This is a genomic window from Streptomyces sp. NPDC046379 (assembly GCF_055587785.1).
In genome coordinates this window covers 13,427-39,367 of record NZ_JBVJFP010000015.1, presented here as the reverse complement: position 1 = coordinate 39,367, position 25,941 = coordinate 13,427, and the positions used below count along the sequence as shown (strand labels likewise).

20 protein-coding genes and 1 pseudogene are annotated in these 25,941 nt (G+C 72.7%); 12 read left to right on the top strand and 9 right to left on the bottom strand.

Going from position 1 to position 25,941, the window contains the following annotated elements:
* Window positions 1–63 precede the first annotated feature (63 nt).
* Window positions 64–1,620: an MFS transporter gene (locus tag ACZ6KF_RS24895; protein ID WP_469240419.1), complete on the bottom strand. Its 1,557-nt coding sequence runs from the start codon at window positions 1,618–1,620 to the stop codon at window positions 64–66.
* A gap of 110 nt (window positions 1,621–1,730) precedes the next feature.
* Here ACZ6KF_RS24895 and ACZ6KF_RS24890 point away from each other — a divergent pair, with 110 nt between their 5' ends.
* From ACZ6KF_RS24890 to ACZ6KF_RS24880, 3 genes are all read left to right on the top strand, one after another.
* Window positions 1,731–2,699 carry a helix-turn-helix transcriptional regulator gene (locus tag ACZ6KF_RS24890; protein WP_469240417.1) on the top strand — a complete coding sequence of 323 codons (969 nt, stop codon included), beginning with the start codon at window positions 1,731–1,733 and terminating at the stop codon, window positions 2,697–2,699.
* A 252-nt stretch (window positions 2,700–2,951) separates the two neighbouring features.
* A complete protein-coding gene (locus ACZ6KF_RS24885; protein WP_469240415.1) occupies window positions 2,952–3,104 on the top strand; it encodes a hypothetical protein in 153 nt (50 codons plus the stop codon).
* 369 nt (window positions 3,105–3,473) lie between these two features.
* The gene (locus ACZ6KF_RS24880) at window positions 3,474–6,125 is read left to right on the top strand and encodes a SpoIIE family protein phosphatase (RefSeq protein WP_469158696.1); all 2,652 of its coding nucleotides are present in this window, start codon (window positions 3,474–3,476) and stop codon (window positions 6,123–6,125) included.
* 43 nt (window positions 6,126–6,168) lie between these two features.
* Here the strand turns inward: ACZ6KF_RS24880 and ACZ6KF_RS24875 are convergent, their stop codons facing one another.
* Entirely contained in the window at window positions 6,169–6,789 is a 621-nt protein-coding gene (locus tag ACZ6KF_RS24875; RefSeq protein ID WP_356628503.1) for a TetR/AcrR family transcriptional regulator, read from the bottom strand.
* Between the two features lie 650 nt (window positions 6,790–7,439).
* Window positions 7,440–8,438 (bottom strand): sigma-70 family RNA polymerase sigma factor, encoded by a 999-nt coding sequence (locus ACZ6KF_RS24870; protein ID WP_356628202.1) that lies wholly within the window; start codon window positions 8,436–8,438, stop codon window positions 7,440–7,442.
* Between the two features lie 207 nt (window positions 8,439–8,645).
* Here ACZ6KF_RS24870 and ACZ6KF_RS24865 point away from each other — a divergent pair, with 207 nt between their 5' ends.
* Entirely contained in the window at window positions 8,646–9,164 is a 519-nt protein-coding gene (locus ACZ6KF_RS24865) for a GNAT family N-acetyltransferase (protein ID WP_356628200.1), read from the top strand.
* 127 nt (window positions 9,165–9,291) lie between these two features.
* On the opposite strand, the gene ACZ6KF_RS24860 is transcribed toward ACZ6KF_RS24865, so the two are convergent.
* Complete coding sequence (locus ACZ6KF_RS24860; RefSeq protein ID WP_469176810.1) at window positions 9,292–10,053, bottom strand: dioxygenase family protein; 762 nt, start codon at window positions 10,051–10,053, stop codon at window positions 9,292–9,294.
* A 202-nt stretch (window positions 10,054–10,255) separates the two neighbouring features.
* On the opposite strand from ACZ6KF_RS24860, the gene ACZ6KF_RS24855 reads away from it, so the two are divergent.
* Window positions 10,256–10,744 carry a MarR family winged helix-turn-helix transcriptional regulator gene (locus ACZ6KF_RS24855; protein WP_356628198.1) on the top strand — a complete coding sequence of 163 codons (489 nt, stop codon included), beginning with the start codon at window positions 10,256–10,258 and terminating at the stop codon, window positions 10,742–10,744.
* Between the two features lie 88 nt (window positions 10,745–10,832).
* Here the strand turns inward: ACZ6KF_RS24855 and ACZ6KF_RS24850 are convergent, their stop codons facing one another.
* Both ACZ6KF_RS24850 and ACZ6KF_RS24845 read right to left on the bottom strand, forming a co-directional pair.
* Window positions 10,833–12,386, bottom strand: a complete 1,554-nt coding sequence (locus ACZ6KF_RS24850) for an MFS transporter (protein WP_356628196.1) — start codon at window positions 12,384–12,386, stop codon at window positions 10,833–10,835.
* Window positions 12,387–12,577: 191 nt separating this feature from the next.
* On the bottom strand, window positions 12,578–13,222 hold the full coding sequence (locus ACZ6KF_RS24845; protein WP_356628194.1) for a TetR/AcrR family transcriptional regulator: 645 nt from the start codon (window positions 13,220–13,222) through the stop codon (window positions 12,578–12,580).
* 410 nt (window positions 13,223–13,632) lie between these two features.
* Between ACZ6KF_RS24845 and ACZ6KF_RS24840 the strand changes: the two genes are divergently transcribed.
* From ACZ6KF_RS24840 to ACZ6KF_RS24830, 3 genes and pseudogenes are all read left to right on the top strand, one after another.
* Window positions 13,633–14,946: a M6 family metalloprotease domain-containing protein gene (locus ACZ6KF_RS24840; RefSeq protein WP_356628192.1), complete on the top strand. Its 1,314-nt coding sequence runs from the start codon at window positions 13,633–13,635 to the stop codon at window positions 14,944–14,946.
* A 164-nt stretch (window positions 14,947–15,110) separates the two neighbouring features.
* The gene (locus ACZ6KF_RS24835) at window positions 15,111–16,808 is read left to right on the top strand and encodes an IclR family transcriptional regulator domain-containing protein (protein ID WP_469240413.1); all 1,698 of its coding nucleotides are present in this window, start codon (window positions 15,111–15,113) and stop codon (window positions 16,806–16,808) included.
* A 145-nt stretch (window positions 16,809–16,953) separates the two neighbouring features.
* A pseudogene (locus ACZ6KF_RS24830) lies at window positions 16,954–17,100 on the top strand (collagen-binding domain-containing protein); the annotation flags it as partial.
* A 44-nt stretch (window positions 17,101–17,144) separates the two neighbouring features.
* On the opposite strand, the gene ACZ6KF_RS24825 reads toward ACZ6KF_RS24830, so the two are convergent.
* Window positions 17,145–17,423, bottom strand: a complete 279-nt coding sequence (locus ACZ6KF_RS24825; protein WP_469240411.1) for a hypothetical protein — start codon at window positions 17,421–17,423, stop codon at window positions 17,145–17,147.
* 227 nt (window positions 17,424–17,650) lie between these two features.
* On the opposite strand from ACZ6KF_RS24825, the gene ACZ6KF_RS24820 reads away from it, so the two are divergent.
* Window positions 17,651–18,505, top strand: coding sequence for a GNAT family N-acetyltransferase (locus ACZ6KF_RS24820; protein WP_469240409.1), 855 nt, complete (start codon window positions 17,651–17,653; stop codon window positions 18,503–18,505).
* Between the two features lie 26 nt (window positions 18,506–18,531).
* Here the strand turns inward: ACZ6KF_RS24820 and ACZ6KF_RS24815 are convergent, their stop codons facing one another.
* Both ACZ6KF_RS24815 and ACZ6KF_RS24810 read right to left on the bottom strand, forming a co-directional pair.
* A complete protein-coding gene (locus ACZ6KF_RS24815) occupies window positions 18,532–19,572 on the bottom strand; it encodes a LacI family DNA-binding transcriptional regulator (RefSeq protein WP_356628184.1) in 1,041 nt (346 codons plus the stop codon).
* On the bottom strand, window positions 19,569–22,022 hold the full coding sequence (locus ACZ6KF_RS24810; protein ID WP_469240407.1) for a glycoside hydrolase family 2 protein: 2,454 nt from the start codon (window positions 22,020–22,022) through the stop codon (window positions 19,569–19,571). The genes ACZ6KF_RS24815 and ACZ6KF_RS24810 overlap by 4 nt, the downstream gene beginning before the upstream one ends.
* A 341-nt stretch (window positions 22,023–22,363) precedes the next feature.
* Between ACZ6KF_RS24810 and ACZ6KF_RS24805 the strand changes: the two genes are divergently transcribed.
* From ACZ6KF_RS24805 to ACZ6KF_RS24795, 3 genes are all read left to right on the top strand, one after another.
* On the top strand, window positions 22,364–23,683 hold the full coding sequence (locus ACZ6KF_RS24805) for an ABC transporter substrate-binding protein (RefSeq protein ID WP_356628180.1): 1,320 nt from the start codon (window positions 22,364–22,366) through the stop codon (window positions 23,681–23,683).
* Between the two features lie 303 nt (window positions 23,684–23,986).
* Complete coding sequence (locus ACZ6KF_RS24800; protein WP_469240532.1) at window positions 23,987–24,976, top strand: carbohydrate ABC transporter permease; 990 nt, start codon at window positions 23,987–23,989, stop codon at window positions 24,974–24,976.
* Entirely contained in the window at window positions 24,973–25,857 is an 885-nt protein-coding gene (locus tag ACZ6KF_RS24795) for a carbohydrate ABC transporter permease (RefSeq protein ID WP_356628175.1), read from the top strand. The genes ACZ6KF_RS24800 and ACZ6KF_RS24795 overlap by 4 nt, the downstream gene beginning before the upstream one ends.
* Window positions 25,858–25,941 lie beyond the last annotated feature (84 nt).

The following is a 25,941-nucleotide window of genomic DNA, read 5'->3' as shown; positions in this document are numbered from 1 at the left end:
GCCGTACCGGGACCGGCCCCACAGGGAGCGCCGCGCCGCGTTCGCGCACCGGCACCGGCTGGGTCACGGCGTGGACGCCGGTTCCTTCCCGGCCGGCGTCGCGGCGGTCGGCGCGCCCGCGCCCTCCAGGTGCTGGGCCGGGCGCCTGGGCAGCGCGAACATCAGCAGGAAGATCACGACCATGACGGCGGCCGCCCACCCGAGCGCGTACCGGTACGCCTCCGCGAAGGCGGGGCCGACCTCTGCCGGGGCCAGGTGGTCGTCCATGGTGCCGAAGAAGACCACCGAGACCAGGCCGAGCCCCAGCGCGTTGCCCATCTGCTGGACGGTGCTGATCAGCCCGGACGCCGAGCCGGCGTGCTCGTGCGGCACCTCGGAGAGGATCGCGTCGGTCAGCGGGGCGACGATCAGGCCCATGCCCACGCCCATCACGACCAGCGGGAGCGTCATCTGCCAGGGCGTGATGGCGAGGCCGTAGTGCTCGGACTCCCAGATGTAGAGCAGCAGTCCGGCCGCCATCACCAGCGCGCCCGCCTGGAGCACGCCCCGGCCGAAGCGCGGCACCAGCTTCTGCACCGACATCCCGGCCGCCACCGACACGGCGATCGAGAACGGCACACCGGTCAGCCCGGCCTTCAGCGGAGACCAGCCGAGGCCCATCTGCATGTACAGCGTCCAGACCAGGAAGAACACGCCGAGCACCACGCCGAAGACGGTCTGCACGGCGATGCCGGCCGCGAAGCTCTTGACGCGGAACAGCGACAGTTCGATCAGCGGGGAGCCGTCACGGGCCGACTTGCGCCGCTCGTACGCCACCAGCGCCCCGAACACCACCAGCGCGCCGCCCATCGACACATGTCCCCACACCGGCCAGTCCAGCTCGTGGCCGCGGGTGAGCGGGTAGAGCAGCATCAGCAGGCCCAGCGTCACCAGGGCGACGCCGACCAGGTCGAGCCGCAGGGCCTGGGGCGCCTTGGACTCGGTGATGAAGCGGCGGCCGAGGATCAGCGCGGCGACGCCGACCGGGAGGTTGATCAGGAAGATCGGGCGCCAGTCGAGGCCGAAGAGGTTCCACTCCGTCAGCAGGGCGCCCAGCAGCGGCCCGGAGACCGCGCCGAGCCCGACGATCGCGCCGAACAGGCCGAAGACCTTGCCGCGTTCGTGCGCCGGGAACGTGGCGTGCACGATCGCCAGGACCTGCGGCACCATCAGCGCCGCCATCGCGCCCTGGAGGATGCGGGCGGCGACGAGCATCTCCGGGTTCGCGGCCAGGCCGCACAGCGCGGACGCGACGGTGAAGCCGGCGACTCCCGCGAGGAAGACGCGCTTGCGGCCGTGGATGTCGCCGAGCCGTCCGCCGGTGATCAGACCGGCGGCGAAGGCCAGCGCGTAACCGGCGGTGATCCACTGGATCTGGCTGAGGGAGGCGCCCTCGTTGCGCTGGATCGTCGGTATCGCGATGTTGACGATCGTGACGTCGACGAGGTCCATGAAGGCCGCCGTCATCACGATCGCCAGGGCGAACCAGCGGCGCCGGTCGCCGCCGTCGGTCGCCGCGGCGGTCGCCGTCGTCCCGGGGGCGGTGGTCGTCCCGGCGGTCACGGTTGTCTCAGCGGTCATGGCTGTCTCGGTGGTCACGGTTGTCTCGGTGGGGTCGGTGAAGGGCATGGTGGGAAAGCTAGATCCCCATTAGGTCAGATCGCGTCCTAATGGCGCGGCATCCTCCTCCCATGACGACAGACACCCCGGCCCGGCTCCTGACCCTCCTCTCTCTCCTTCAGACGCCCCGTGAGTGGCCCGGCGGGGAACTCGCCGACCGGCTCGGTGTGTCACGGCGCACGGTCCGGCGGGACATCGACCGGCTGCGGGAGCTGGGTTATCCCGTGGAGTCGAGCAAGGGCGCCGACGGCGGCTACCGGCTCGTCGCGGGCAAGGCGATGCCGCCGTTGGTCCTCGACGACGAGGAGGCCGTGGCGATCGCGGTGGGGCTGCGCGCCGGCGCCGGCCACGCGCTGGAGGGCGTGGACGAGGCGTCGGTGCGGGCGCTGGCCAAGCTGGAGCAGGTGCTGCCCGCCCGGCTGCGCCGCCGCGTCGCCACCCTTCAGGCCGCGACCACCCCGCTGACCAGCGGCGACGGCGCGACCATCGCGCCCGAGACGCTCACCGCGATGGCCTCGGCGGTGGCGGGCCGGGAACGGCTGCGGTTCGCCTACCGGGCCGGGGACGGCAGCGCGTCACGCCGGCTGACGGAGCCGTACCGGCTGGTGTCGACGGGACGGCGCTGGTACCTGGTGGCGTACGACCTGGGGCGCGAGGACTGGCGTACGTTCCGCGTCGACCGGGTGAGCGAACCGTTCCCGACCGGGGCGCGGTTCGAGCCGCGCGAACTGCCGGAGGGGAGCGCGGAGGAGTATCTGCGCCGGTCGCTCGGGCACCGGCAGGAGACGTACGACTTCACCGTCACGTTCGCCGCGGACGCGGAGGCCGTCACGGCGGGGCTGCGCGGCTGGCGCGGGGCGGCGCCGGAACCGCTCGGCCCCGGCCGCTGCCGGCTGAGCGGGACGACCGGGGACCCGGTGGAGTGGCTGGCGGTGCGGCTGGCGCTGGTGGGCGCCGACTTCACCGTGGAGGGTCCGGAGAAACTAACCGATTGTGTACGGGAGTTGGGCGGGCGAATGGTGCGGGCCGCCGAAGGATGAGCACCGGATCCGCCCGCGTCCGGGCCGTCTCCGGGCCTTCCCGGGCCGTCTCGGGGTCTTTCCGGGCCGTCTCCGGGCCTTTCCGGGCCGTCTCCGGGCCGTCTCGGGGCGGGCGTGGCCGGGCTGATCCTCCGACCGGCCGATGAACTGCCGATGACGCCATCGGCGTGGTTCCCGGCCGCCTCCGCAACCGCCTCCGGCCCGCGGCGACTCCCTTCCGGTGTCCGACACACCTCGCGTAAGGAGCCCTCCGTGAGCGCGACCGCCTTCGAGCACGGCACCGCCGGGACCCGCCTGGACCCGTACGCCCACGGCGACTACCTGCTGCCCCCGCCCCGCCCCACCGGGCCGCCGTCACGATCGACCCGCGCGACCGGCGCCGCCTCGACCTGCACGCGGCCCTGACGGCGGCCGGCATCCCGCCCCGCCCCGAGGACCGCGAGGCCATCGAGCAGCTCGCCGCCCTCCCCGGCGGCATCAGCGCCAGCATCCGGCGCTGGCTGCACCACACCACCACGCACCCTTGCGCATGAGCGACCGGGCCGACCGATCCGCCCGAGCCGCGAGCCGCCCGACCGCCCGATCCGACCGGGCGAGCGCGGCCACCCGAGCCACGCCGACCGCACTCCCCCACAAGTCGCCTCTCACCCCACCTTCACCCCCACCCCCCATCCCCACCTCCCCTCACCCACCCGGCCCATCCCCCCACCCCTCTGACCTGCCCATACTCCTCGAACCCAGCGCACGCCCGGGCCCCGGAGGGACACTGGGGACATGGGCGACCTCGATCCGCCGAAGCCACTGTCACGCCGATTCCCCGGGAGACCGCAGAGCGCGGCGTCGGCGCGGCGGTTCGTGCGCGCCGCTCTCGGCGGTGTCGCCTCCGAGCTGGCCGACACCGCGCAGTTGCTGGTCAGCGAGCTGGTGACCAACGCGGTGGTGCATGCCCGCACCGACGTCGACGTGGACGTCCTCGTCCGGGACGGCCGGGTGCGGGTGCGGGTCGTCGACGAGCGGCCGGGCAGGGCGCCGGTGCCGCAGCGCTGTCCGCCCTACGCCGGCACGGGGCAGGGGCTGGCCCTGGTGGAGCAGCTGGCCTCGCGGCACGGGGTGGAGACCGGCGAGGCGCACAAGGCGGTGTGGTTCGAGCTGTGGCCCGGCGGGCCCCCGCCGCCCTCCCCGGGCTGGACGGCCGCCTCGCCGAAGCGCTCCTTCGGGGACACGGTGACGCTGATCGACGTACCCAGCGCCCTTTACTCGGCGTGCACGCAGCACCGGCACGCGCTGCTGCGCGAGCTGTCGTTCGCCGCGGCCCTCGGGCACGCCCCCGAGGTGACGGACGGGGACCTCGTCGCCGCGCACGACGTCAGCAACATGATCACCGCCTGTGTCGCGGCGGCGGTGGAGGCGCAGCCGCCCGACGCCGACCTGCGTTCCCTCTCCCTTCCGTTGCCCCGGGACGCGGGGCCGGCGGTGCGCACCCTGCGCCGGGTGCTCGGGCTGGCCGAGGCGGCGGCGCGGGAGGAGCGCCTGCTGACCCTTCCGGCGCTGCCCCGGCTGCGGGCCTTCCAGGACTGGATGTTCGACCAGATCCTCGGCCAGCTCGCCGGCGGCCCGCCCGCCGCCTGGACCGTGGTGCCCCGCGAGCCCGACGCCACCGCGGCGGACCTGGTGCCGTGGGACGCCGCGAACGTACGGGCCGGCCGGATGCCGACCATCGCCGCCGACGACGGCAACCGGATCATCGCGGTCAACAAGGCGGCCGCCGACCTGCTCGGCTGGCAGCCCGACGACCTGCTCGGCCGCAAGCTCACCACGCTCATCCCCGAGCATCTGCGCCGACGGCACATCGCCGCCTTCACCTCGCTGCTGCTCACCGGCCGGACGCACATCGTGGGCCGCTCCGTGCCGCTGCCGGCGCTGCACCGCGACGGTCGGATGGTGCCCGTGCGGCTGGTGATCCAGACGCAGGAGACCGCCGACGGCCGTACCGTCTTCGTCGGCCAGATGAGCCCCCGCGCGACCACCGCGATCGACGCCCCGGCCGTCCGGACCGAGCGCAGCCGGCAGGTCCCGCCCGGCGAGCCCGCCGGCGGCGCCCGGTCCCCGGCGGCCGTACGACGGGAAGCGGGGACCGGCAGCGGGACGTCTGCGGGCGAGGCCGGCATGTCGCCGCTGGAACGGCTGACCCTCCTCGCCGACACCGGCGCCGCGCTGAACGACACCCTGGACCTGGACAGCGGACTGCACAGCGTCGGCCGGCTCATCACCCGGCGGCTGGCCGACTGGTACGCGGTGGACCTGTTCACCGACCAGGCGCAGGTCGAGCGGGTCTGCGTCGTCCTGCGCGATCCCCCCACGCAGCGGCCGGCGGCGTACGAGGGCAGGCTGCCGTCCGTCTCCGACACCTCCCGCGGGCCGCTCGCCCGGGCGCTGCGCGGCGCGGGGCCGCTGCTGCTCGACCGGATCCTGCCGCCCGGCCAGGCCGAGAGCGCGCTGGACGCCCACTACGCGCGGCTGCTGCGGAAACTGGGAACGGACAGCGCGATCGTCGCCCCGCTGCGGGCCCGCCGCAAGATCTTCGGCGCGCTGACGGTGGGCCGTTCCGCGGGCCGGCGGCCGTTCACCGCGGAGGACCTGTCCCTGGTGGACGACCTGGTGCACAGCCTGGCCCTCGGGGTGGACAACTCCCGCCTCTACCAGGAGACCCGCAACATCGCCGAACGCCTGCAGCGCTCCCTGCTGCCGGTGCTCCCGGACATCGACAGCCTGCAGATGGCCGCCCGTTACGCCTCCTCCTCGACCACGGCCCAGGTCGGCGGCGACTGGTACGACTGCTTCCTGCTGCCCAGCGGCGACACGGCGGTCGTCATCGGCGACGTCACCGGGCACAACCTGGACGCGGCGATCGCGATGAGCCAGCTGCGCAGCATGCTCCGCGGCATCGCGGTCGACCGGCAGGAGCCGCCCGAGCTGGTGCTGCGCCGGCTGGATCTGGCCAACCACAGCCTCCACCGGGAGGCCACCGCCACCTGCCTCTACGGCGTCGTGAAAGGCACTCCGGGCGGCCCCTGGGAGCTGCGGCACTCCTCCGCCGGTCATCTGCCGCCGCTGCTGACCACGCGGGAGGGCGGGACCCGCTATCTGGAGGAGGGTGCGGGGCTGTTGCTCGGCATGGACCCGAACATGCCGCGCCGGGCGGCGACCAGCGCGCTGCCGGCCCGATCGACGCTGCTGCTCTACACCGACGGTCTCGTGGAACGCCGGGGCGAGTCGCTGGACGACGCCCTGGACCGGCTCCGCCGGTACACCGCGGAGCTGGCCCGGGAGCCGCTGGAGACGTTCTGCGACGAGCTGCTGATCGGGCTGGGGGCGGACAGCGCCGACGACATCGCGGTGCTCGCGCTGCGGCCGACGCCGGTGTGAGCCGCCCACCTGCCGTACAGCGTCGTACGCGGTCGTCCCGGCGTCACGTCCAGGGGAAGTCGCGCAGGGCCTCGAGGTTGCGCAGCGCCAGTTCCGCGGGCCCGTCGGGGCCGGTCGCCGGGGCGGTTCCGGACGCCCAGGACTCGACGGCCACCCGCACCGCCGCGCCCGCCACCGCCGCCGCGAACCGCAGCCGGGGGGTGACGGGCGGGACCGGCGTGACGGGATGGCGTACGGCAACGTTGTCGTCACGGTGCGTGCACGGCGTCGTCCGGGCCGCCAGCGCCTGGGACAGGGTGTCCTCCGAGGCCTGGCACACCTCGGCCCACACCTTGCGCAGGGCGGGGCTGGTGTGGGCGAGGTGGACGAGGGTGCGGACCCACTCCCAGGAGGCGGCGGAGACTCCCGCGCCGGGGGTGAGGGTGTGGCGCACCGCGTGTTCCAGGGCCTCGGTCACCGGCAGGTGGGCCGGGGCGTCGCGGAGGGCCTCGGCCCAGCGCTGGGCGCCGGCCGCGTAGAGGGGCGCGACGGCCTCCTCCTTGGTGGCGAAGTAACGGTAGAAGGTGCGCGGGGCGATGCCGGCGGCCTGGGCGATGTCCTCGGCGCGGGTGGCGCGCAGCCCGTTCCGTACGAAGAGGGCCGCCGCGGCGCGGGCGATCTCCATCCGGGTCGCCGCCTTGCGCCGTTCGGTGAGGGAGAGGGAGGCCGGGGCTGCCGGTGCGGGGGTGGCCGACGCGAGGTCGGCCGGTTCCCGGGGTTTGCGTGCCGGCGGATTCGGTGCTTGGGTCGTGCTCACGCCCGGCAGGGTATGCCGGTGTGGCACAATCTGCCATCCGGCGGGCCACCCCGGTGTTCAGGTACGGGGTGCCCCGCCGCTCGGCGTGCTCTCGCCGCGGCTCCGGTAGGCCCGTGCGACGACGCCCCCACCGCCCGACGGAGAAAGAGCCGGGCTCCGACGCCCGGGGGAAGACGTCGAAGCCCGGCTCGGGGAGCGTCCCGCCGCCGGGGGGAGTGCGTCGGGACGTGGCTCTCGTACGTGGCCGGTGGGCCGGGGGTGGGCCCGGAAGTCTTGTTCCCCCGCCCCTGGCCCTTGAAGCGACGTTACAGCGCCATTGTTCGCGCGGCCTTTGGCCACCGGCGCACGCGCCCGCGCAGGGTGTGCGCCCGTCGGCGCGCCGGTCGGTGGTGGAGCCGGTGGCCGTCGGTACCTCGGTCGGTGCCGGAGCCGGTCGCCGTCGGTACCTCGGTCGGTGCCGCAGCCGGCCGGTGCCGCAGCCCGTGGCCGTCGGTGCGGCAGCCGATGCGACCGGCCGGTCAGGCGACCGCGTCGAACCCGGTGTCGCGGGCGAGCTTCTTCAGCTCCAGCAGCGCGTGCTTCTCGATCTGCCGGATGCGCTCGCGCGTCAGTCCGTGCTCCTTGCCGACCTCGGTCAGCGTGCGCTCCCGGCCGTCGTCGATGCCGTAGCGCATCTTGATGATGGAGGCCGTGCGCTGGTCGAGGCGGCCGATCAGGTCGTCCAGTTCCTCGCTGCGCAGCAGCGTGAGCACCGACTGCTCGGGCGACACCGCGGAGGTGTCCTCGAGCAGGTCGCCGAACTGCGTCTCGCCCTCGTCGTCGACCGACATGTTCAGCGAGACCGGGTCGCGCGCCCAGTCGAGCACGTCGATGACGCGCTCCGGCGTCGAACCCAGCTCGGCGGCGATCTCCGCGGGCTCCGGGTCGCGCCCGTGCTCGCGGTTGAACTCGCGCTGCACACGCCGGATCCGGCCCAGTTCCTCCACCAGGTGGACGGGGAGCCGGATGGTGCGCGACTGGTCGGCTATGGAGCGGGTGATGGCCTGGCGGATCCACCAGGTGGCGTACGTGGAGAACTTGAAGCCCTTGCGGTAGTCGAACTTCTCGACCGCGCGCACCAGGCCGGCGTTGCCCTCCTGGATCAGGTCGAGCAGCGGCAGACCGCTGCGCGGGTACCGGCGGGCCACGGCGACGACGAGGCGGAGGTTGGAGCGGATGAAGACGTCCTTGGCCCGCTCCCCCTCGGCGACCAGGGCCTCCAGTTCCTCACGGCTGGCGTCCGCCTTGGACTCCTCGTAGCCGTCGAGGACCTGCTGCGCGAACACACCCGCCTCGATGATCTGGGACAGCTCGACCTCCTTGGCGGCGTCGAGCAGCGGTGTACGCGCGATCTCGTCGAGGTACATGCCGACCAGATCGCGGTCCGCGATCTCGCCGCCATGGGCGCGAACACTGCTGGCCGCGTCGACGGTCTCGCCGGCGGCGGACGTACGACGGGCGACGGCACGGGTTGCCATGCGTGCTCCCTTGCGATGTGAGGTCAGCGGGTGGTCCGTGGATGCTCGACATCGACCCCGGACGGTCCCTGCCTTGTCTGCTTCGGAACTCTCCCCGGGTGCCCTGCATCCGATGGAAACAACGACTGGAATCAGGACAGAATTCCCAACCCACCCATCGATTTTTCTGATCATGCAGTACCCTGTCGGCCCACACGAGGAGGCACGATGGCGTCGGGACGCACGGAGGTGCAGGTCAGGCCGGGTATCGAGGCGGATCTCGCGCCCCTCACCGACCTGTACAACCACTACGTCCGTGAGACGCCCATCACATTCGACACCGTCGCCCTCACTCCTTCGGAGCGCCGCTCGTGGCTGCTCTCCCACCCTGTAGACGGACCGCACCGGTTGATGGTTGCCACGGAGGCGGACCCACAGCGGATTCTGGGTTACGCGACCTCGGGGCCGTTCCGCGCCAAGCCCGCCTACGCCACCTCCGTCGAGGTCTCCGTGTACCTCGCCCCGGACGCGGTGGGCCGGGGCGTCGGAACGCTGCTGTACGAGGCCCTGTTCGAGGCGCTGTCCGGTGAGGACGTGCACCGGGCGTACGCCGGGATCGCACAGCCGAACGAGGCGTCCGCGCGGCTGCACGAACGGTTCGGCTTCCGGCACGTCGGCACCTACCGGGAGGTGGGCCGCAAGTTCGGCCGCTACTGGGACGTGGCCTGGTACGAGAAGGAGCTCTGAGCCGCTCCGGGCCGCTCGGGACGACCCCGAGCCGCCCGCTCGCCCCCCCGCTCGTCCGTTCGGGACGACCCCGAGCCGCCCGCTCGCCCCCGCTCGTCCGCCCGCACCGGCCTCCTCGCCCCGGTCCTCAGCCGAACTGCACCGACCGCTTCGCCAGCCCCATCCAGAACCCGTCGATCACCGACCGGTGCTCGTCCAGTTCGCCGGCCGCGTCGGCGGCGCCCAGGGTCACGAACAGCGGGGCGAAGTGCTCGGTGCGCGGGTGGGCGAGCCGGCCCGCCGGGGACTTGCGGGTGAAGTCGAGCAGCGCGTCGACGTCGCCGTCCTCCAGCGCGCGCCGGCCCCAGTCGTCGAACTCGGCCGACCAGGCGGGCACGCCGCCCTGGCGCAGCGCGGCGAGGTTGTGGGTGAAGAAGCCGGACCCGACGACGAGCACGCCCTCGTCGCGCAGGGGCGCGAGCCTGCGGCCGATCTCCATCAGCCGCACCGGGTCGAGGGTCGGCAGGGAGATCTGGAGGACCGGGATGTCGGCCTCGGGGAACATCTCGACGAGCGGGACGTACGCCCCGTGGTCCAGGCCCCGGTCGGGGATGTCCTGGACGGGCGTGCCGGGGGCGCGCAGCAGCTTCCGCACGGCTTCGGCGAGCGCGGGCGCGCCCGGGGCGTCGTAGGTCACGCGGTAGTAGTGCTCGGGGAAGCCCCAGAAGTCGTGGACCAGCGGGACGCGGATGGTGGCGCCGAGGGCGAGCGGGGCCTCCTCCCAGTGGGCGGAGACCATGAGGATCGCCTTGGGGCGGGGCAGGCCGGCGGCCCAGGCGGCGAGCTGGCCGGGCCAGACGGGGTCGTCGGCGAGGGGCGGTGCGCCGTGGCTGAGGTAGAGGGCGGGCATGCGCTCCGGCGCGGCGGCGGCAGACATGACGGCGGCTCCCTGGTCGAGGGACCGGCCGGTCGGCCCGTGGGGGCCGCGGGTCGACCGATCCTTGAAGTCTCAAGCATGATGCGACGGTGACGACCCTACGCCTGCCTTGTTGAACTCTCAAGTGTTCCGTGGGCTCTATTTAAACTTTCAACCAGCGACATAGGGTGGACCCATGAACAGTGCGAACTGGCTCACCGACGGGGAACAGGCGGTCTGGCGCGCCTTCATCGAGTCGGTCACCCTCCTGGAGGACCACCTCGACCGGCAGCTCCAGCGCGACGCGGACATGCCGCACATCTACTACGCCCTGCTCGTCCAGCTCGCCGAGTCGCCCGACCGCCGGCTGCGGATGACCGAGCTGGCGATGCGCGCGAAGATCACCCGTTCCCGTCTCTCGCACGCCGTCGCACGTCTGGAGAAGAAGGGCTGGGTGCGCCGGGAGGACTGCCCCTCGGACAAGCGGGGCCAGTTCGCGGTGCTGACCGACCGGGGCGCGGAGGTCCTGCGGCAGGCGGCGCCGGGCCATGTCGCCGCCGTGCGCCAGGCGGTGTTCGACCGGCTCACCCCGGAACAGCAGAAGGCCCTCGGCGAGATCATGCGGATCATCGCCGAGGGCCTTCAGCCGGCCGAAGTGGGCGCCGACCTGCCCTGGCTCCGTTAGGGAGTGTCCGACACCCCTGGACCCCAGGACCGGTCCGCTCACGGACGGGGCGTCCCCTTCCCCGTCCGTCCCCCCGTCGTACGGAACGTCAGTGCACGGCCACCGGAACCGCGAACTGCTCCTCCTCGGCGCCCTCCGCGGAGCCGCCGAGCGCGGTGCCGCCCGGGCGGCCGGCGTTGATGAAGGTCACCGCGATGCCCGCGGCGACGACCAGGATGCCGACGGCGAACCAGATGGCGCTGGTGTAGCCCTCGACCATGGCGTTGAGCTGGACCAGCTGCTGAGCGGAGGGCGTGGTCGCCGAGGCGCTGTGGGTGTCGACGTACGCCGCCGTCGCCGAGGCGGCGATGGTGTTCAGCAGGGCCGTGCCGATCGCGCCGCCCACCTGCTGCGAGGTGTTGACCATCGCGGAGGCGACACCGGAGTCACGCGGCTCCACACCGTGCGTGGCCAGGGCCATCGCCGGCATGAACGCGGTGCCCATGCCGAGGCCGAGCAGCAGCATCGCCGGCAGCAGCAGGGCGGCGTACGACGAACCGATCTCCATCCGCGTCAGCAGCAGCATGCCGATCGCGGCGACCAGGAAGCCCGGGCCCATCAGCAGGCGCGGGGCGACGCGGGTCATCAGCCGGGCGCCGATCTGGGTGGAGCCGGTGATCATGCCCACGATCATCGGGAGGAAGGCGAAGCCGGTCTTGACCGGCGAGTAGCCCTTGACGACCTGGAGGTAGTACGTGAGGAACAGGAACAGGCCGAACATCGCGATGATCGCGAGGCCGAGGGAGAGGTAGACGCCGGCCCGGTTGCGCTCGGTGATGACGCGCAGCGGCAGCAGCGGGGCCTTGACCTTCGCCTCGACGAACACGAACGCGGCGAGCAGGACGGCGGACGCGACGAACATGCCGACCGTCACCGAGTCGCTCCAGCCCTCGGCCTCGGCGCGGGTGAAGCCGTAGACCAGCGCGACCAGGCCGAGCGTGGAGAGGATCACGCCGGGGATGTCGAGCGAGGAGCGGTTGCGGCCGCCCGCGGGCTCGTGGATGACGAACCAGGCGCCGGCCGCCGCGACCACGGCGAACGGGATGTTGACGTAGAAGGTCCAGCGCCAGTCCAGGTACTCGGTGAGGAAGCCGCCGAGGATCAGGCCGACGGCGCCGCCGCCGCCCGCGATCGCGCCGTAGATGCCGAACGCCTTGGCGCGCTCCTTGGCGTCCGTGAACATCACGGCGAGCAGGGAGAGCGCGGCGGGCGCGAGTATCGCGCCGAAGACGCCCTGGAGGGCGCGGGCCCCGAACATCATGGCCTCGTTGACGGCAGCGCCGCCCAGCGCGGAGGCCACGGCGAAGCCGGCGAGACCGATCACGAAGGCGCGCTTGCGGCCCCACAGGTCGGCGATGCGTCCGCCGAACAGCAGCAGACCGCCGAAGGCGAGGGCGTAGGCCGTGACGACCCACTGGCGGTTGCCGTCCGAGATCCCCAGGTCCTGCTGGGCGGACGGCAGCGCGATGTTCACGATGGTGGCGTCGAGGACGACCATCAGCTGGGCGAGCGCGATGAAGACGAGCGCCTTCCAGCGCAAGGGGTCGGCGGCCGGGGCCGCTGCGGGAGCGCCGGGGACGACGGCGCGGGGTGTTTCAGGCATGGCTGTACCCACTTCGGAGCTTCGGAACGTGAAATCTTCGGGACGTGATCGGAGCGTGAACGCTTCGGGACTGCTCGGGCGGAAATCGGAGCTTCGTCGGGACCAGGACTTCGTTGGGCGAAACGGGACTTCGTCGGACGAAAAGCGGAAGAAGCGTAGGGCGAACCGGACGCGGGACGCGGACTGCTGGCTCAGGCGCGGCGAAGGGCCTCCATGGTCACGGGCCTGCCCGTGAGCAACGTGGGGGCCGGCGCCCGCAGTCCGTCCAGGAACAGCTGCAGGTGACGGTGGACGAAGCGGTCGATGCTGAGGCAGGCGGCACCCGCCGGAGGCCGGCTGAGCTGGGCGATGACGATCATCAGATCGCCGACGTCCACATCGGGACGCAGCTGCCCGGCGGCCTTGGCACGGTCCATGACCTCCTGCACCAGCGCCTCGACCCGGGTGCGGGCCGCCTCCAGTTCGGGGTGGTGCGCGTCGAAGGTGCTGGCGATCATCGGGCACAGGGCGCTGATCCGCTCGTCGGCGGCCGTGTGCACGAAGCTCTCCAGTGCCGCGAAGGCGTCCCCGTGGTCGGCCAGCGCCTGCTCGGCGGCATGGGCCGTGCGGTCCATGACGGAGCAGACGACCTCACGGACGAGGGCGTCGCGGTCCGGGAAGTTGCGGTACACCGTGGCGTTGCCGACGCCGGCCCGGCGGGCGATCTCGTCCAGCGGCACATCGGGGCCGAGCTCGACGAACATCTCCCGGGCGGCGGTGACGATGCGCTCCCGGTTGCGCAGGGCGTCGGCGCGCGGCCGGGGCACCTTGCGGCGTGCGGGGGCGGCGGCGTTCACGGCGTACTCCTCGAGTGGTCTGGGTGGTCTTCCCAGGGCGATCGGAACGAGTGTCGCGGCGATCCGGGGAGCAGCTCCCCGTTTCGTCCGGACGCAGGGTTAAACGGGGATCGAGTCCCCGGTTATTTCCCGCATTCGAGGTGACCTGAGTCACACCCGCCCGAAGCTCGACGCACGCCGTCTTCCGACGCCCGGGAACACACCCAGACCCGCCTCGCCCGACGCCCGGGACCACGCCCCCACCCGTCCTCCCCGCACCCCCTCCCACCTGCCCCTCCCTCCCCCCGCTCCCCCTTTCGCGTGATCGCCCGAACGGTCTCCCCCAGCGCGCGCCCGCGACACGCCCCGCACAGGGTGAGGAGAGGGTGCAGCCGGGAGAACGGTGGCTGCCTGGAGCGAAAGGTCCATGCATGCAGCCACGGCCCCCGTCGCAACCCCTCCCCTCCGGCGCGCGCCGGATACGCCCGCGCCGGGTCGCCGCGCTCGGCGCCGTGACCGCGCTCACCCTGGCGGTCGGCACGTCGGCGGGCACGGGTCACCACACGGTGGGCCCGGCGGCGGCCGGGGCGCGCGCGATGAACCCGGCCCACGCCACCGCCCTCGCCCCCTGCATGATCAGCAGCAGGCTGGACGTGCAGATGTCCGAGGGCATCCCCACCTCCGGCGGCTACGCCCGTTCCACCGGCACGATCCGCGCGCTCACCCTGATGATCGACTTCGAGGACGCGCCGGGCCGGGGCAGCGCCATGAACCGCTTCCGGGAGTTCTTCCCGCAGACCCGCGCCTGGTTCCGCACCAGCTCCTACGGCCGCCTGGACTACCGCCCCGAGACCCCGATCCGCGACTGGCTGCGGATGCCCAGGCCGTTCGAGGAGTACGGCATAGAGCGCGGCGCCCCCTTCGAGCCCGGCTACCGCCTGCTGGTCGAGGACCTGGTAGGCGCCGCCGACCCCGAGGTCGACTTCGCGGCGTACGACCTGCTGAACGTGCTGGTGACCCCGAACGCCGGCCCGTCCGCGCTGGACACCGTCCTGTCGGTGACGTTCGCCGGCAACAGCGAGGCCCCTACGGCGGACGGCGTCCCCGTCGCCAACGCCTCCTTCGTCTACTCCCGCCAGGACGACGGCTCCGGCGCCTACGCGCGCACCGGCTACCGCGTCCTGCCGCACGAGAACGGCCACGTCTTCGGCCTGCCCGACCTCTACACCCAGGAGGGCGGGGGCGCGGTCGGGCACTGGGACATCATGAGCGAGGACTGGGGGGCCAACAACGACCTCCTCGGCTGGCACAAGTGGAAGCTCGGCTGGCTGGACCCGGCCCAGGTCGGCTGCGTCGCCGCGCACGGCACGAGCGAGCACCTGCTGACCCCGCTGGCCCGCCCGGGCGGCCCCAAGCTGATCTTCATACCCATCGACCGGCGCACGGGCTACGCGGCCGAGCTGCGCACCCGCGCCGGCAACGACGAGGCCGTGTGCCGGCCGGGCGTGCTGATCTACAAGGTGGACGCGGACGTGGACACCGGCATGGGGCCGGTGCGGGTGTACGACTCCCGCCGGGACAGCGGCGGCTGCACCCGCAGCCCGAACGTCCACGCGGAACTCTCCGACGCCGCCTTCACCCCGGGCCAGACCTTCAAGGACCCGCGCCGGGGCATCGAGATAGAGGTCACGGGCGTGGACCCGGCGGGGAACCATGTGGTGCGGGTGGAGCGGAAGCGGAGGTAGCGGGGAGGGAGCGGAGGTGGGGCGGGAGCGGAGGTGGGGCCGGAGGCCGGGAGCAGGCGTCGGGTGGGTGGCCGGCGTCCCGTGTCGCCGCCGGACGCCCGGCGTCCCGGCGGGCGCTCGCGCGGTTACCGTAGGCGTGCCCCGATCGCCGTACCGGAGAACTGATGCCCGCCGCCCGTCCCGCCCACCCCACGACGAACGCCGCGCCGGTCGCCGACCTGCCGGTCGCCGACGTGCCGCCGGCCGAAGCGGTCGCGCCGTTGATCCGCGGGGTCGCGGTGGTGCGGCGACTCACGGAGGCCGACGGCGTGCTGAGCCTGAGCGCCCTGGAGCGGGCCACCGGGCTCGCCCGGTCCACCGTCGACCGGGTCACGGCGACCCTCGCCCGCATGGGGTACGTCCGGCTCGACGGGCGGGACGCGGTCCTCGCTCCCCGTCTGATGGAGCTGGGCAACGCCTACCTGGCCGCCCTGCGCCTGCCCGACCTGCTGGCCGGGCGGGCGGACGCCCTCGCCGACGAGCTGGACGAGTCGGTGTCCCTCGCGGTCCGCGACGGCGACGGCATCCGGTTCGTCCACCAGGCGACCCGCCGCCGCGCGATGTCCCTGAGCTTCCGCATCGGCGACCTGCTGCCGGGCGAACGCACCGCGCCCGGCGCGCTGTTCGCGGCGCAGTGGACGCCCGAGGACTGGCGCCGCTGGCGGGCGCGCCGGGCCGAGGACCCGCGCAACGACGCCTTCATCGCCGTACCGCCGGCCGAACGTCCGCTGTCCGACCGGGACTTCGCGCGGCGCGCGGCCGAGGCCGGTGAGCAGGGGTGGGCGCTGGACGACCAGTTGATCGAACCGGGACTCGTAGCGGTGGCGGTTCCGGTACGCGATCCCCGCACCGGACGGATCGCGTGCGCGGCGAGCGTGGTCAGCCACACGAGCCGGCACACCGCGGCGAGCCTGCGCGAGAACCTGCTGCCCCCGCTGCGGGAGGCGGTCGCGGCGATGGAGGCGGAGCTGCGCACCGCGCCCCCGACCCGGCCGTGCGCCCTGCCCGCGGGACTGGCCCTGTGGACGGGTGCGTCGAAACAGGAGCTGGGCCGGGAGTTCGTGGAGTCGCTGGCCCGGGGCCTGACCGTGCTGACGGCGTTCGGCGAGGGCCGCGCCGAACTGACCCTGGCCGACGTGGCGAGGGCGACCGGGCTGGCCCGGGCGACGGCACGCCGGGCCCTGATCACGTACGAGCACCTCGGTCTGGTCCGCCAGTCCCGCGAGGGCGCCTTCACCCTCACTCCGCGCGTGCTGTCCCTCGGCTACCCACCCCTGTCCCGCACCTCCCTCCCCCGGATCGCGGCCCCGCACCTGACCGCGCTCGCCGACCGCATCCACGAGTCCACGTCGCTCGCAGTCCTCACCCCGGCCGGCGACGAGATCCAGTACACGGCCCGCGTGGCCACCACCCGCGTGATGAGCGTGAACATCACGGTGGGGACCCGTTTCCCGGCCCACGCCACGTCGATGGGCCGGGTCCTGCTGGGCGACCTGCCCTCGCCCGACCCGGGCCCACTGCACCCGCTGACCCCGCACACCGTCACGGACCCCGCCGAGCTGGCCCGGATCCTGGCCACCGTCCGCGAGCAGGGCTACGCCCTCGTCGACGAGGAACTGGAGGAGGGCCTGCGCTCGTTGGCGGTCCCGGTCCGCGACCGCGCGGGCCGTGTCGTGGCCGCCGTCAACACGGCGATGCACATCTCCCGTCACACGACGCAGGAGTGCGTCGGCTCCCTCCTGCCGGAACTGCGCGCCACGGCCACCGCGATCGAGGCCGACCTGCACACGTCGTCCCGCTTCACCCGCGTACCCCTGACCTGACCCGCCCGGCCGGCCGCGAACCCGCCGTGCCCGGCCGGGAGGCCGCCCCTGCCCGCCACGCCGCCGACCCGCCACGCCCCTTCCATACGGGTGCCGCACCGGCGCGCCACGGCTCGCCCACACCCACGAAACGGGGCGATTCCTCTGGAACTGCGCCGACGTCACGGACATCACCGTCACCGACGGCGACACCGTCGAGGGCACGATCTACGCCCCCCGCGCCACCCTCACCGACCTCGACCCGGCCAACATCGAGGGCGACATCATCGTCGACTCCCTCATCGCGGGTCCGCTCTCCGGTCGGCCGGGCGGTCCGGCCAACGCTGGGGAGATCCACTACTTCCCGTTCGCGGCGGAATTGGCGTGCGACACGGAGACGGTGTCGCCGTCGCCGACGGACAGCCCGACGGCAAGTCCGACCGACAGCCCGACGCCGACCCCGACCGACAGCCCGACGCCGACCCCCACGTTCCCGACCCCGACGTTCCCGACCCCGTCGCCCACGGGATCGACGCCCGCCCCGTCGCCGACCGGCACGACACCGGCGCCCACGGCCACGCCGACCAGGCCGACGCCCACACCCACCGAGCCGACCGGCCGCCCCACGCCGTCCAAGCCCGGCCACGGATACGGCGACGACTACGGGGACGACTACGGCGACAGCCACGGCAGCGGTCACGGTCACGGCAAGTCCTGACACGACGGCACCGCCGACTGCGACCGGCCGTGCAGGCAGGTGAACCGCTCCGGGTGGCGAGCGCCCCCGTCGGCGCCGACAGGCCGTCGTCCCCGGCGGAGCCGCCCCGCCCCTCGACGGGGAGCGCCACCCGGCACCATGAAGCATGCGACCGGACGCCTGGCACCTCAGCCACGACCTCGACGACCTGCTCACCCATGCCGGAGACTTCCTCCGCTCGCGCCCCGTGCTGCACAACACGCCGCTCACCACGGTGGAGAAGTGGCGGACCACGCCGGGCGCGTACCAGCCCGGGTCCGTCCTCTTCGGGCGCCTGGAGTCGGACGACGGGACGCGGGCGGTCTTCTACCGGCCCCCCTCCCGCCGCCTCACCCTGACCCCGCTCTCCCCCGAGCGGGCCGACGCCCTCGCCGCCCACCTGGCCGGCCTCGGTCACACGCTCGCCGGCGTCACCGCGGACCACGACACCGCCACCGCGTTCGCCGAGGCATGGCGGCGGCACACCGGCACGACGCCCGTGCTCCGCGTCCGGATGCACCTGTACCGCCTCGACCGGCTCACCCCGCCCGACCCTCACCCCGAGGGCCACGGCCGGGCCGCGGGCGAGCAGGATCTCGAGCACCTGATGCGCTGGTGCCGTGAACTGGCCGCCGATCTCGGGGAGTCCGTCGCCATCGACGCCGCCACCTGGCCCGGCACCCGCTACGCCGAGAAGCGCTACACCTTCTGGGAACTCCCGGACGGCACCCCGGTCTCCATGGCGGGCGTCAACCCGATGACCGCCGGGATGGTCCGGCTGGACCCCGTCTACACCCCGGCCCGCTTCCGCGGCCGGGGCTACGCCGCCGCCGTGACCGCCGAGGCGACCCGGGCCGTCCTCGCCGCGGGCGCCACGGAGGTCGTGCTCTACACGGACGCCGGCAACCCGACCAGCAACGCCCTCTATCGGCGGCTCGGCTATCGCCGGGTCGCCGACTGGGCGCCGTACGACTTCGCGTAGACCCGCGGCGGACGCCGGGGGCGGCCTCAGCCGCCGTTGCGCGGTGGCGGCGCCGTCGAGCCGCGGGGCGTCAGCGTGGGGGTCGGCACCTGGTGGGAGTCGCGGTCGGCGCCGCCGATGACGTCGAACAGGACGCGGGTCACCTCGGCGCCGAAGTGGTGGACGTCGTGGCTCATCGCCGACAGGGTCGGGTGGGTGATCCGGCACAGCTGGGAGTCGTCCCAGGCCAGCAGGGACAGGTCGTCCGGCACCGTGAAGCCCATCTCCGCGGCGACGCCCGCGCCCGCGACGGCCATGATGTCGTTGTCGTAGACGATCGCGGTCGGCCGGTCGGCCGCGAGCAGCAGGGAGCGGGTGGCGCGGGCGCCCTCCTTCTCGTCGAAGCCCGTGGCGATCTGCCGGGTCTCCTCCAGGCCCAGCTTGCGGACCGTCTCCGTGAACGCCCGCGCGCGGATGGCGCTGTGGCCGAGGTCCGTCGGACCGCCCACCCGGCCGATGCGCCGGTGCCCCAGCGCCGCCAGATAGCTGACCGCCTCGGCGACCGCGGAGGCGTCGTCCGTCCACACCGCCGGGAAGGACCCGGTCAGCGACGGATGCCCGACCGCCACGGCCGGCAGGCCGGTGTCCTGGAGCGCCGGGACCCGGGGGTCGTCCCGGCGGAAGTCCACCAGGATCGCCCCGGCGATCATCCGGCTGCGCCACCAGTCCTTGTAAAGGGCGATCTCCTCGTCCACGTCGCGCACCAGCCGCAGCAGCAGCGAGCAGGACCGCTCGGCGAGGACGCTCTCGATGCCGGAGATGAAGTCCATGTAGAACGGCTCCAGGCCGAGCAGCCGGGCGGGCCGGCACAGGGCCAGCCCCACCACGTCCACCCGCCGGCTGGAGAGACTGCGGGCGGTCGCGCTGGGCGCCCAGCCCAGTTCCCGGGCGGCCTGGAAGATCCGCTCGCGGGTGGCCTCGGAGACGCCGCGCTTGTGGTTGAACGCCAGGGACACCGCGCCCTTGGACACCCCGGCCCGGACGGCGACGTCCTTGATCGTGACGCGTTCCTCGGGGCCGCCGCTCACACCACGTCCACGCAGAACAGAGCGGTCCTGACGGCCTCGATGCCGACGTCGCCGCAGCCGGTGACACGGATGCGCGTCCGCTCACCGGGCAGCAGTGTCTGCGGACCTCGGTCGCAGACGGCCTCCGGACCGAGCCGGTCGGGCTGGAGCAGCAGGTCTCTGACGAGGGTATGTGCGCTGACCACGACATCGACTCTATCCCCCTGTCCGGGCACCGGTTCCAGGGCGATGTCGTAGACCGGCTTCGGGTGGGCGAAGTCCTTGTCGGGGACCGGGAAGTGCAGGGCGCGCAGGCCGCTCGCGCCCTCGCTTCCGCCCGTGCGCGGGTCCTGTGCGTCCGCGTCCGCGACCAGGAACTCCTTCCCGCAGGCCGCGTCCGGCAGCAGTTTTGCCGGCACCGCCACGCGGACCACCGAGCGGGCGGCCACCTCGACCTCGATGCGGGCCTCGTCGACCGTGGCGCCCCCGGCCTCCACGCGGCGCAGCGTCACCTCGGTCGACCAGGGCTCGGCGGACTGGTTGACGGCCGCGAGGACCAGGCCCTCGGGGGCGCCGTCGGGCGTGGGCTGGAGGGTGAGCAGCCGGTCGGCGTAGACGCGGCGCAGTTCGTGGTGGAGCGGCTTGAGGCGGCCGTCCCCGTCGACGGCGGCCCAGGAGGTGACGGGCCAGCAGTCGTTGAGCTGCCAGACGACCGTGCCGGCGCACACGGGCCAGTGCGAGCGCCAGTGCTCGATGCCGGCCGCGACCGCGCGGGCCTGGACGAGCTGGGTCAGATAGTGCCAGCGGTCGAAGTCGCCCTCGGGCAGCGGGAAGTGGCGGGCGACGCCGCGGTTCAGCTTGCCGTTGCCGTCCTCGGCCTTCTGGTGGTGCAGCATGCCCGGGGAGTCGGGGGTGAGTTCCTCGCCGGGCAGGGCGCGGCGCAGGGTGGCCAGGGCGGGCGGCGCCTGCCAGCCGAACTCGGCGACGAAGCGCGGGACGCTCGCGCGGTACTCGGCGTAGTCCTGCCGGTTCCACACCTCCCACGAGTGGTGGGTGCCGTGCGCGGGGTCGTTGGGGTGGTGGTCCCAGGAACCGGACCAGGGGCTGCCGGCGGCGTACGGGCGGGTGGGGTCGAGTTCGGCGACGATCCGCGGGAGCAGTCCGAGGTAGTAGCCCTCGCCCCAGGAGTCGCCGGCGAGGGCGGGCTCCCAGTCCCAGTCGCGGAAGCCCCAGAGGTTCTCGTTGTTGCCGTTCCACAGGACGAGGGAGGGGTGCGGCATCAGCCGGACAACGTTGTCCCGCGCCTCGGCCTCGACCTCCCCGCGCAAGGGCTGCTCCTCGGGGTAGGCGGAGCAGGCGAAGAGGAAATCCTGCCAGACCATGAGGCCGAGTTCGTCGCAGACGTCGTAGAAGGCGTCGTCCTCGTAGATGCCGCCGCCCCACACCCGCACCAGGTCGACATTGGCGTCGGCGGCCTGGGTGAGCCGGGTGCGGTAGCGCTCGGGGGTGACGCGGGACGGGAAGGCGTCGTCGGGGATCCAGTTGACGCCGCGGGCGAAGACGCGGACGCCGTTGACGACGAGGGTGAACCCGGTGCCGTGCTCGTCGGGCGAGCGGTCCAGCTCGATCGTGCGGAAGCCGATCCGGCGCTCCCAGGCGTCGAGCGGGGCGCCGTGGTCGTCGGCGAGGGTGAGGCGGAGGTCGTAGAGGGGCTGTTCGCCGTAGCCGCGGGGCCACCACAGGCGTACGTCGGGGACCTGGAGGGTCAGCACGGCCTCGTCGCCGGTGAAGCGGGTCTCGGCGCGGACGCCGGCCACGGTCGCCTCGGCGGTGAGGTCCCGGCCCGCGCCGCCCGCGGTGCGCTCGACGTCGAGGCGGATCTCGACGCGGCCGGCAGTGCCGTCGACGGTGACCAGGGGCCGTACGCCGGCGATGCGGGCGGTGGACCAGTGCTCCAGCCGGACCGGGCGCCAGATGCCCGCCGTCACCAGCGTCGGCCCCCAGTCCCAGCCGAAGTTGCACGCCATCTTGCGGATGTACTGCGACGGCTCGGGATAGACGTTGGGCCGTTCGCCCGTGACCGCCCGCACGGCCTCGGCCTCGTCGTAGGCGGAGGCGAAGCGGACCGCCAGTTCGCCCTGGCGGCCGGTGACGTCGAAGCGGTAGCGGCGGTGCATGTTGCGGGTCGCGCCGACCGGAAGACCGTCCAGGGTGATGGTCGCGGCCGTGTCGAGGCCGTCGAAGACCAGGTCGGTGCGCTCGTGCCCGCTGTCGTGGCGCAGGTGCCGGACGTACGTCCACGCGCGGCGCCCCACCCAGGCGACCTCGGCCTCGTTGCGGCCGAGGAAGGGGTCCGGAATGACGCCGGCGGCCAGCAGGTCGGTGTGGACGCAGCCCGGCACCCGCGCCGGAAGCGTCGCGTCGTCGTGGCGCAGACTCCAGCCCTCGGCAAGGGGGGTGACGTCCCTCATGGTGCGGCTCCAATCGCATGACTCATGGCTCGTGGCCCGTGGCTCATGGCCCGTGGCCCGTGGCCCGCGGCGCATGGCTCATGCCACGGTCTGGGATGAGACGGGATGACGGTGACGCGGGACAACCTAACCCGCTGATCACCCGCTGTCCATAAACCGGTCTAGCTCCCCTGCCGACCGAACCTGCCCGATCACCACAGGGTCAACGTGCAGCGAAACGATCCCCTGGTAACGATTGAGCATCGCGAGCGGAATGACTGCTTTACCGGTTCACCAGTCGCTGACATAGTGCCGACATCCCACCCGCAGAGCTGAGCCGCATTCCTGAAGGAGCTGGGCACATGGGGAAGAAGAAGACGCTGTCGGGAGCGCTTCTGGCCATCGCGACCCTTACGGTCGCGGGGTGCAGTGGCGGAGGCACGACCTCCGGTGGCACGGCGTCGTCACCGAAGGACCCGGCCGACGCCTCCGGCACCATCAAGGTGCTCACCCACCGCACCGACCTCGTCCAGAACGGGACGATGGACAAGTACGCGGAGGAGTTCCGGAAGACCTACCCCAAGGTGAAGGTCGAGTTCGAGGCCCTCACCGACTACGAGGGCGAGGTCAAGATCCGGATGAACACCAAGGACTACGGCGACGTCCTGATGATCCCGGGCGCCGTCGCCAAGAACGACTACCCGAAGTTCTTCGCCTCCCTCGGCAGCAGCGACTACTTCAAGGGCAAGTACCGCTTCACCGACAAGACGGAGGTGAACGGCAAGGTCTACGGCATCGCCCAGTTCGGCACCGCCAACGGCTTCGTCTACAACAAGGCCGTCTGGGAGAAGGCCGGCGTCACCGACTGGCCGACCAGCCCCGAGGAGTTCCTCGCGGACCTGAAGAAGATCAAGTCCAAGACGGACGCGGTGCCGTACTACACCAACTTCAAGGACGCCTGGCCCCTGACGGCCTGGAGCAACAACATCGGCACGGTCAGCTGCGACGAGCACGCCAACGACGAACTCGCCGGCGCCGTCTCGCCCTGGAAGGAGGGCGGCGACCTCCGCGTGATCGACTCGCTGCTGCACGACGTCGTCAAGGGCGGCCTGTCCGAGAAGGACCCGAGCACCACCAACTGGGAAGCCTCCAAAGGCATGATCGCCAAGGGCGAGATCGCCACCATGCACCTCGGCTCCTGGGCGATCACGCAGATGCAGGCCGCGGCCAAGGACGCGGGCACGGACCCGGCCGACATCGGCTTCATGCCGTTCCCGACCCAGAAGGACGGCGGCTTCTGCGCCACGCTGGTCTCCGACTACCAGCAGGCGGTCAGCGTCCACTCCGAGCACAAGACCGCGGCGCGGGCGTGGATCGACTGGTTCACCGAGAAGTCCGGCTACTCGGAGACCGAGGGCGCCGTGCCGGCGCTCCAGGCCGCTCCCATGCCGGAGACGCTCAAGGACTTCGTGGACAACGATGTCATGTTCGTGGAACGCTCGGAGGCCAAGACCGGCGAGGTCAACGCGATCGACAACGCGGCGGAGATCGGCCTGAACAAGCCCGACTACCGCCAGCAGCTGGTCGACCTCGCGCGCGGTGCACGCAAGGGCAACCTGGAGGACTTCTTCGCGGACCTCGACAAGCGGTGGAACGAGGCGGCGAGGACGGCGGGGTCCTGATCGGCGGGGCCTGAACCGGGGTGGGCCGATCCCGCCGGGGCGGGCCCGGGTGAAGGGCTGGTCCCACCGGGGCGGGCCGGTCCGGGAGCAGGCCACCCCCGTACCGGGGCGGTCCCGGCCACCTGACCGGGCCGGGACCGCCCCGCCTGCCCCGGCGCCCCCTCCCACCCACCCGCTTGATCCTGTACGACTGCCCGTCCCGCCGCCCCGCCTGCCCCGCCAGCCCCCCTGCCCCGCCCGTCCCGCCCGCCGCGCACCCGCGCCGCGCCCTCCGCGGACGACGAAAGGCCCTCCATGACCGAGATGACCCACGCGGCGCCCGCGAAGACGCGCCGCGCCGCCGCCGGCCGCAGAGCGCAGACCGGTGACGGCCGACCCGGACGCGGCCGCCGTGGTGGCAGCGGCGGCAACGGCGGCGACCGTCGCGGCCCGCTGCTGCGCCGCCTCACGCCCTGGCTGTACCTGGCCGTCCCGCTGGCCCTGCTGATCACGTTCACCTACGTCCCCGTGGCGAACATGATCTACTTCAGCTTCACCGACTGGGACGGCGTCAGCCCCGACCGGAACTTCACCGGCGTCGACAACTACCGCCAGATCTTCACCCGGCCCGAGCTGTTCCGGGTGTTCTTCGTCAGCTTCTACTACCTCGCCGCGTCCGTCGTGCAGATCGTCATCGCCCTCTACTTCGCGACGATCCTCAGCTTCGACCTGCGCTTTCGCAATCTGTTCAAGGGGATCCTGTTCTTCCCCTACCTGATCAACGGCGTGGCCATCGGCTTCGTCTTCCTCTACTTCTTCCAGGACGGCGGCACGCTGGACTCGGTGCTCTCCTGGTTCGGCGCCGAGACCGACCGCGCCTGGCTGGGCGACCCGACGTCGGCCAACACGTCGCTCGCGGGCGTGTCCGTGTGGCGCTTCACGGGCCTGAACTTCGTGCTGTTCCTCGGCGCGATCCAGTCCATCCCGGGCGAGCTCTACGAGGCGGCCCAGCTGGACGGGGCCAGCCGCTGGCAGCAGTTCCGGCACATCATCGCGCCGAGCATCCGGCCGGTGATCGGGCTGAGCGTCATCCTGGCGATCTCCGGGTCCCTGTCGGTCTTCGAGATCCCGTACATCATGACCGGCGGCGCGACCGGCACCTCGACCTTCGTCATCCAGACGGTGAAGCTCGCCTTCCAGTTCAACAAGACGGGCCTCGCCTCGGCCGCCGCCGTCGTCCTGCTTCTGATCATCCTGCTGATCACCTGGATCCAGCGTCGCCTCGTGCCCGACGAGAAGGTGGACCTCGTATGACCGTCTCCGCATCCGTCCCCCGGTCCGCACGCGAGCCGCGGGGCCGCGCCGCCCGCCGCGGGCCGCGCCTGGCCCCGGTGCTGATCTACCTCTCCCTGATCGTCGCCTCGCTGGTCGTGCTGGTCCCGCTCGTCGTGGTCTTCCTCACCTCGCTGAAGACGCCCGCCGAGGTGGCCGACGGCGGCGCGCTGTCGCTGCCGGGCGACTGGCTCAACTTCGGCAACTACGTCACCGCGTTCAACGACGGCCAGATGCTGTCGGCGTTCGCCAACACGGCGTTCATCCTGCTGTTCTCCATCACGGGCACGGTGCTCATCGGCTCGATGACGGCGTACGCGGTCGACCGGTTCCGGTTCCGGCTGAAGAAGCCGGTGATGCTGCTGTTCCTGATCGCGACGCTGGTGCCGAGCGTGACGACGCAGGTGGCGACCTTCCAGGTCGTGAACAGCTTCGGCCTGTTCAACTCCCTGTGGGCGCCGATCCTGCTCTACATGGGCACGGACATCGTCTCGATCTACGTGTTCCTGCAGTTCATCCGGGGTATCCCGGTCTCCCTGGACGAGGCCGCGCGCCTGGACGGCGCCAGCTCCCTCACCATCTACTGGAAGATCATCCTGCCGCTGCTCAAGCCGGCCATCGCCACCGTGGTGATCATCAAGGGGATCACGGTCTACAACGACTTCTACATCCCCTTCCTCTACATGCCGGCCGAGGACCTCGGCACCATCTCCACCGCCCTCTTCCGCTTCAAGGGCCCCTTCGGGGCGCACTGGGAGCACATCTCGGCCGGCACGATCCTGGTGATCGTGCCGACGCTGGTGGTGTTCCTGTTCCTCCAGCGGTACATCTACAACGGGTTCGCGCAGGGCGCGACGAAGTGACGGAGGGGGCGTACGGCGGCCCCCGTCCCCTGGGGAGGGACGGGGGCCGCTGCTTCACCGGACGTCCGGCGGCGGTTTCACCGG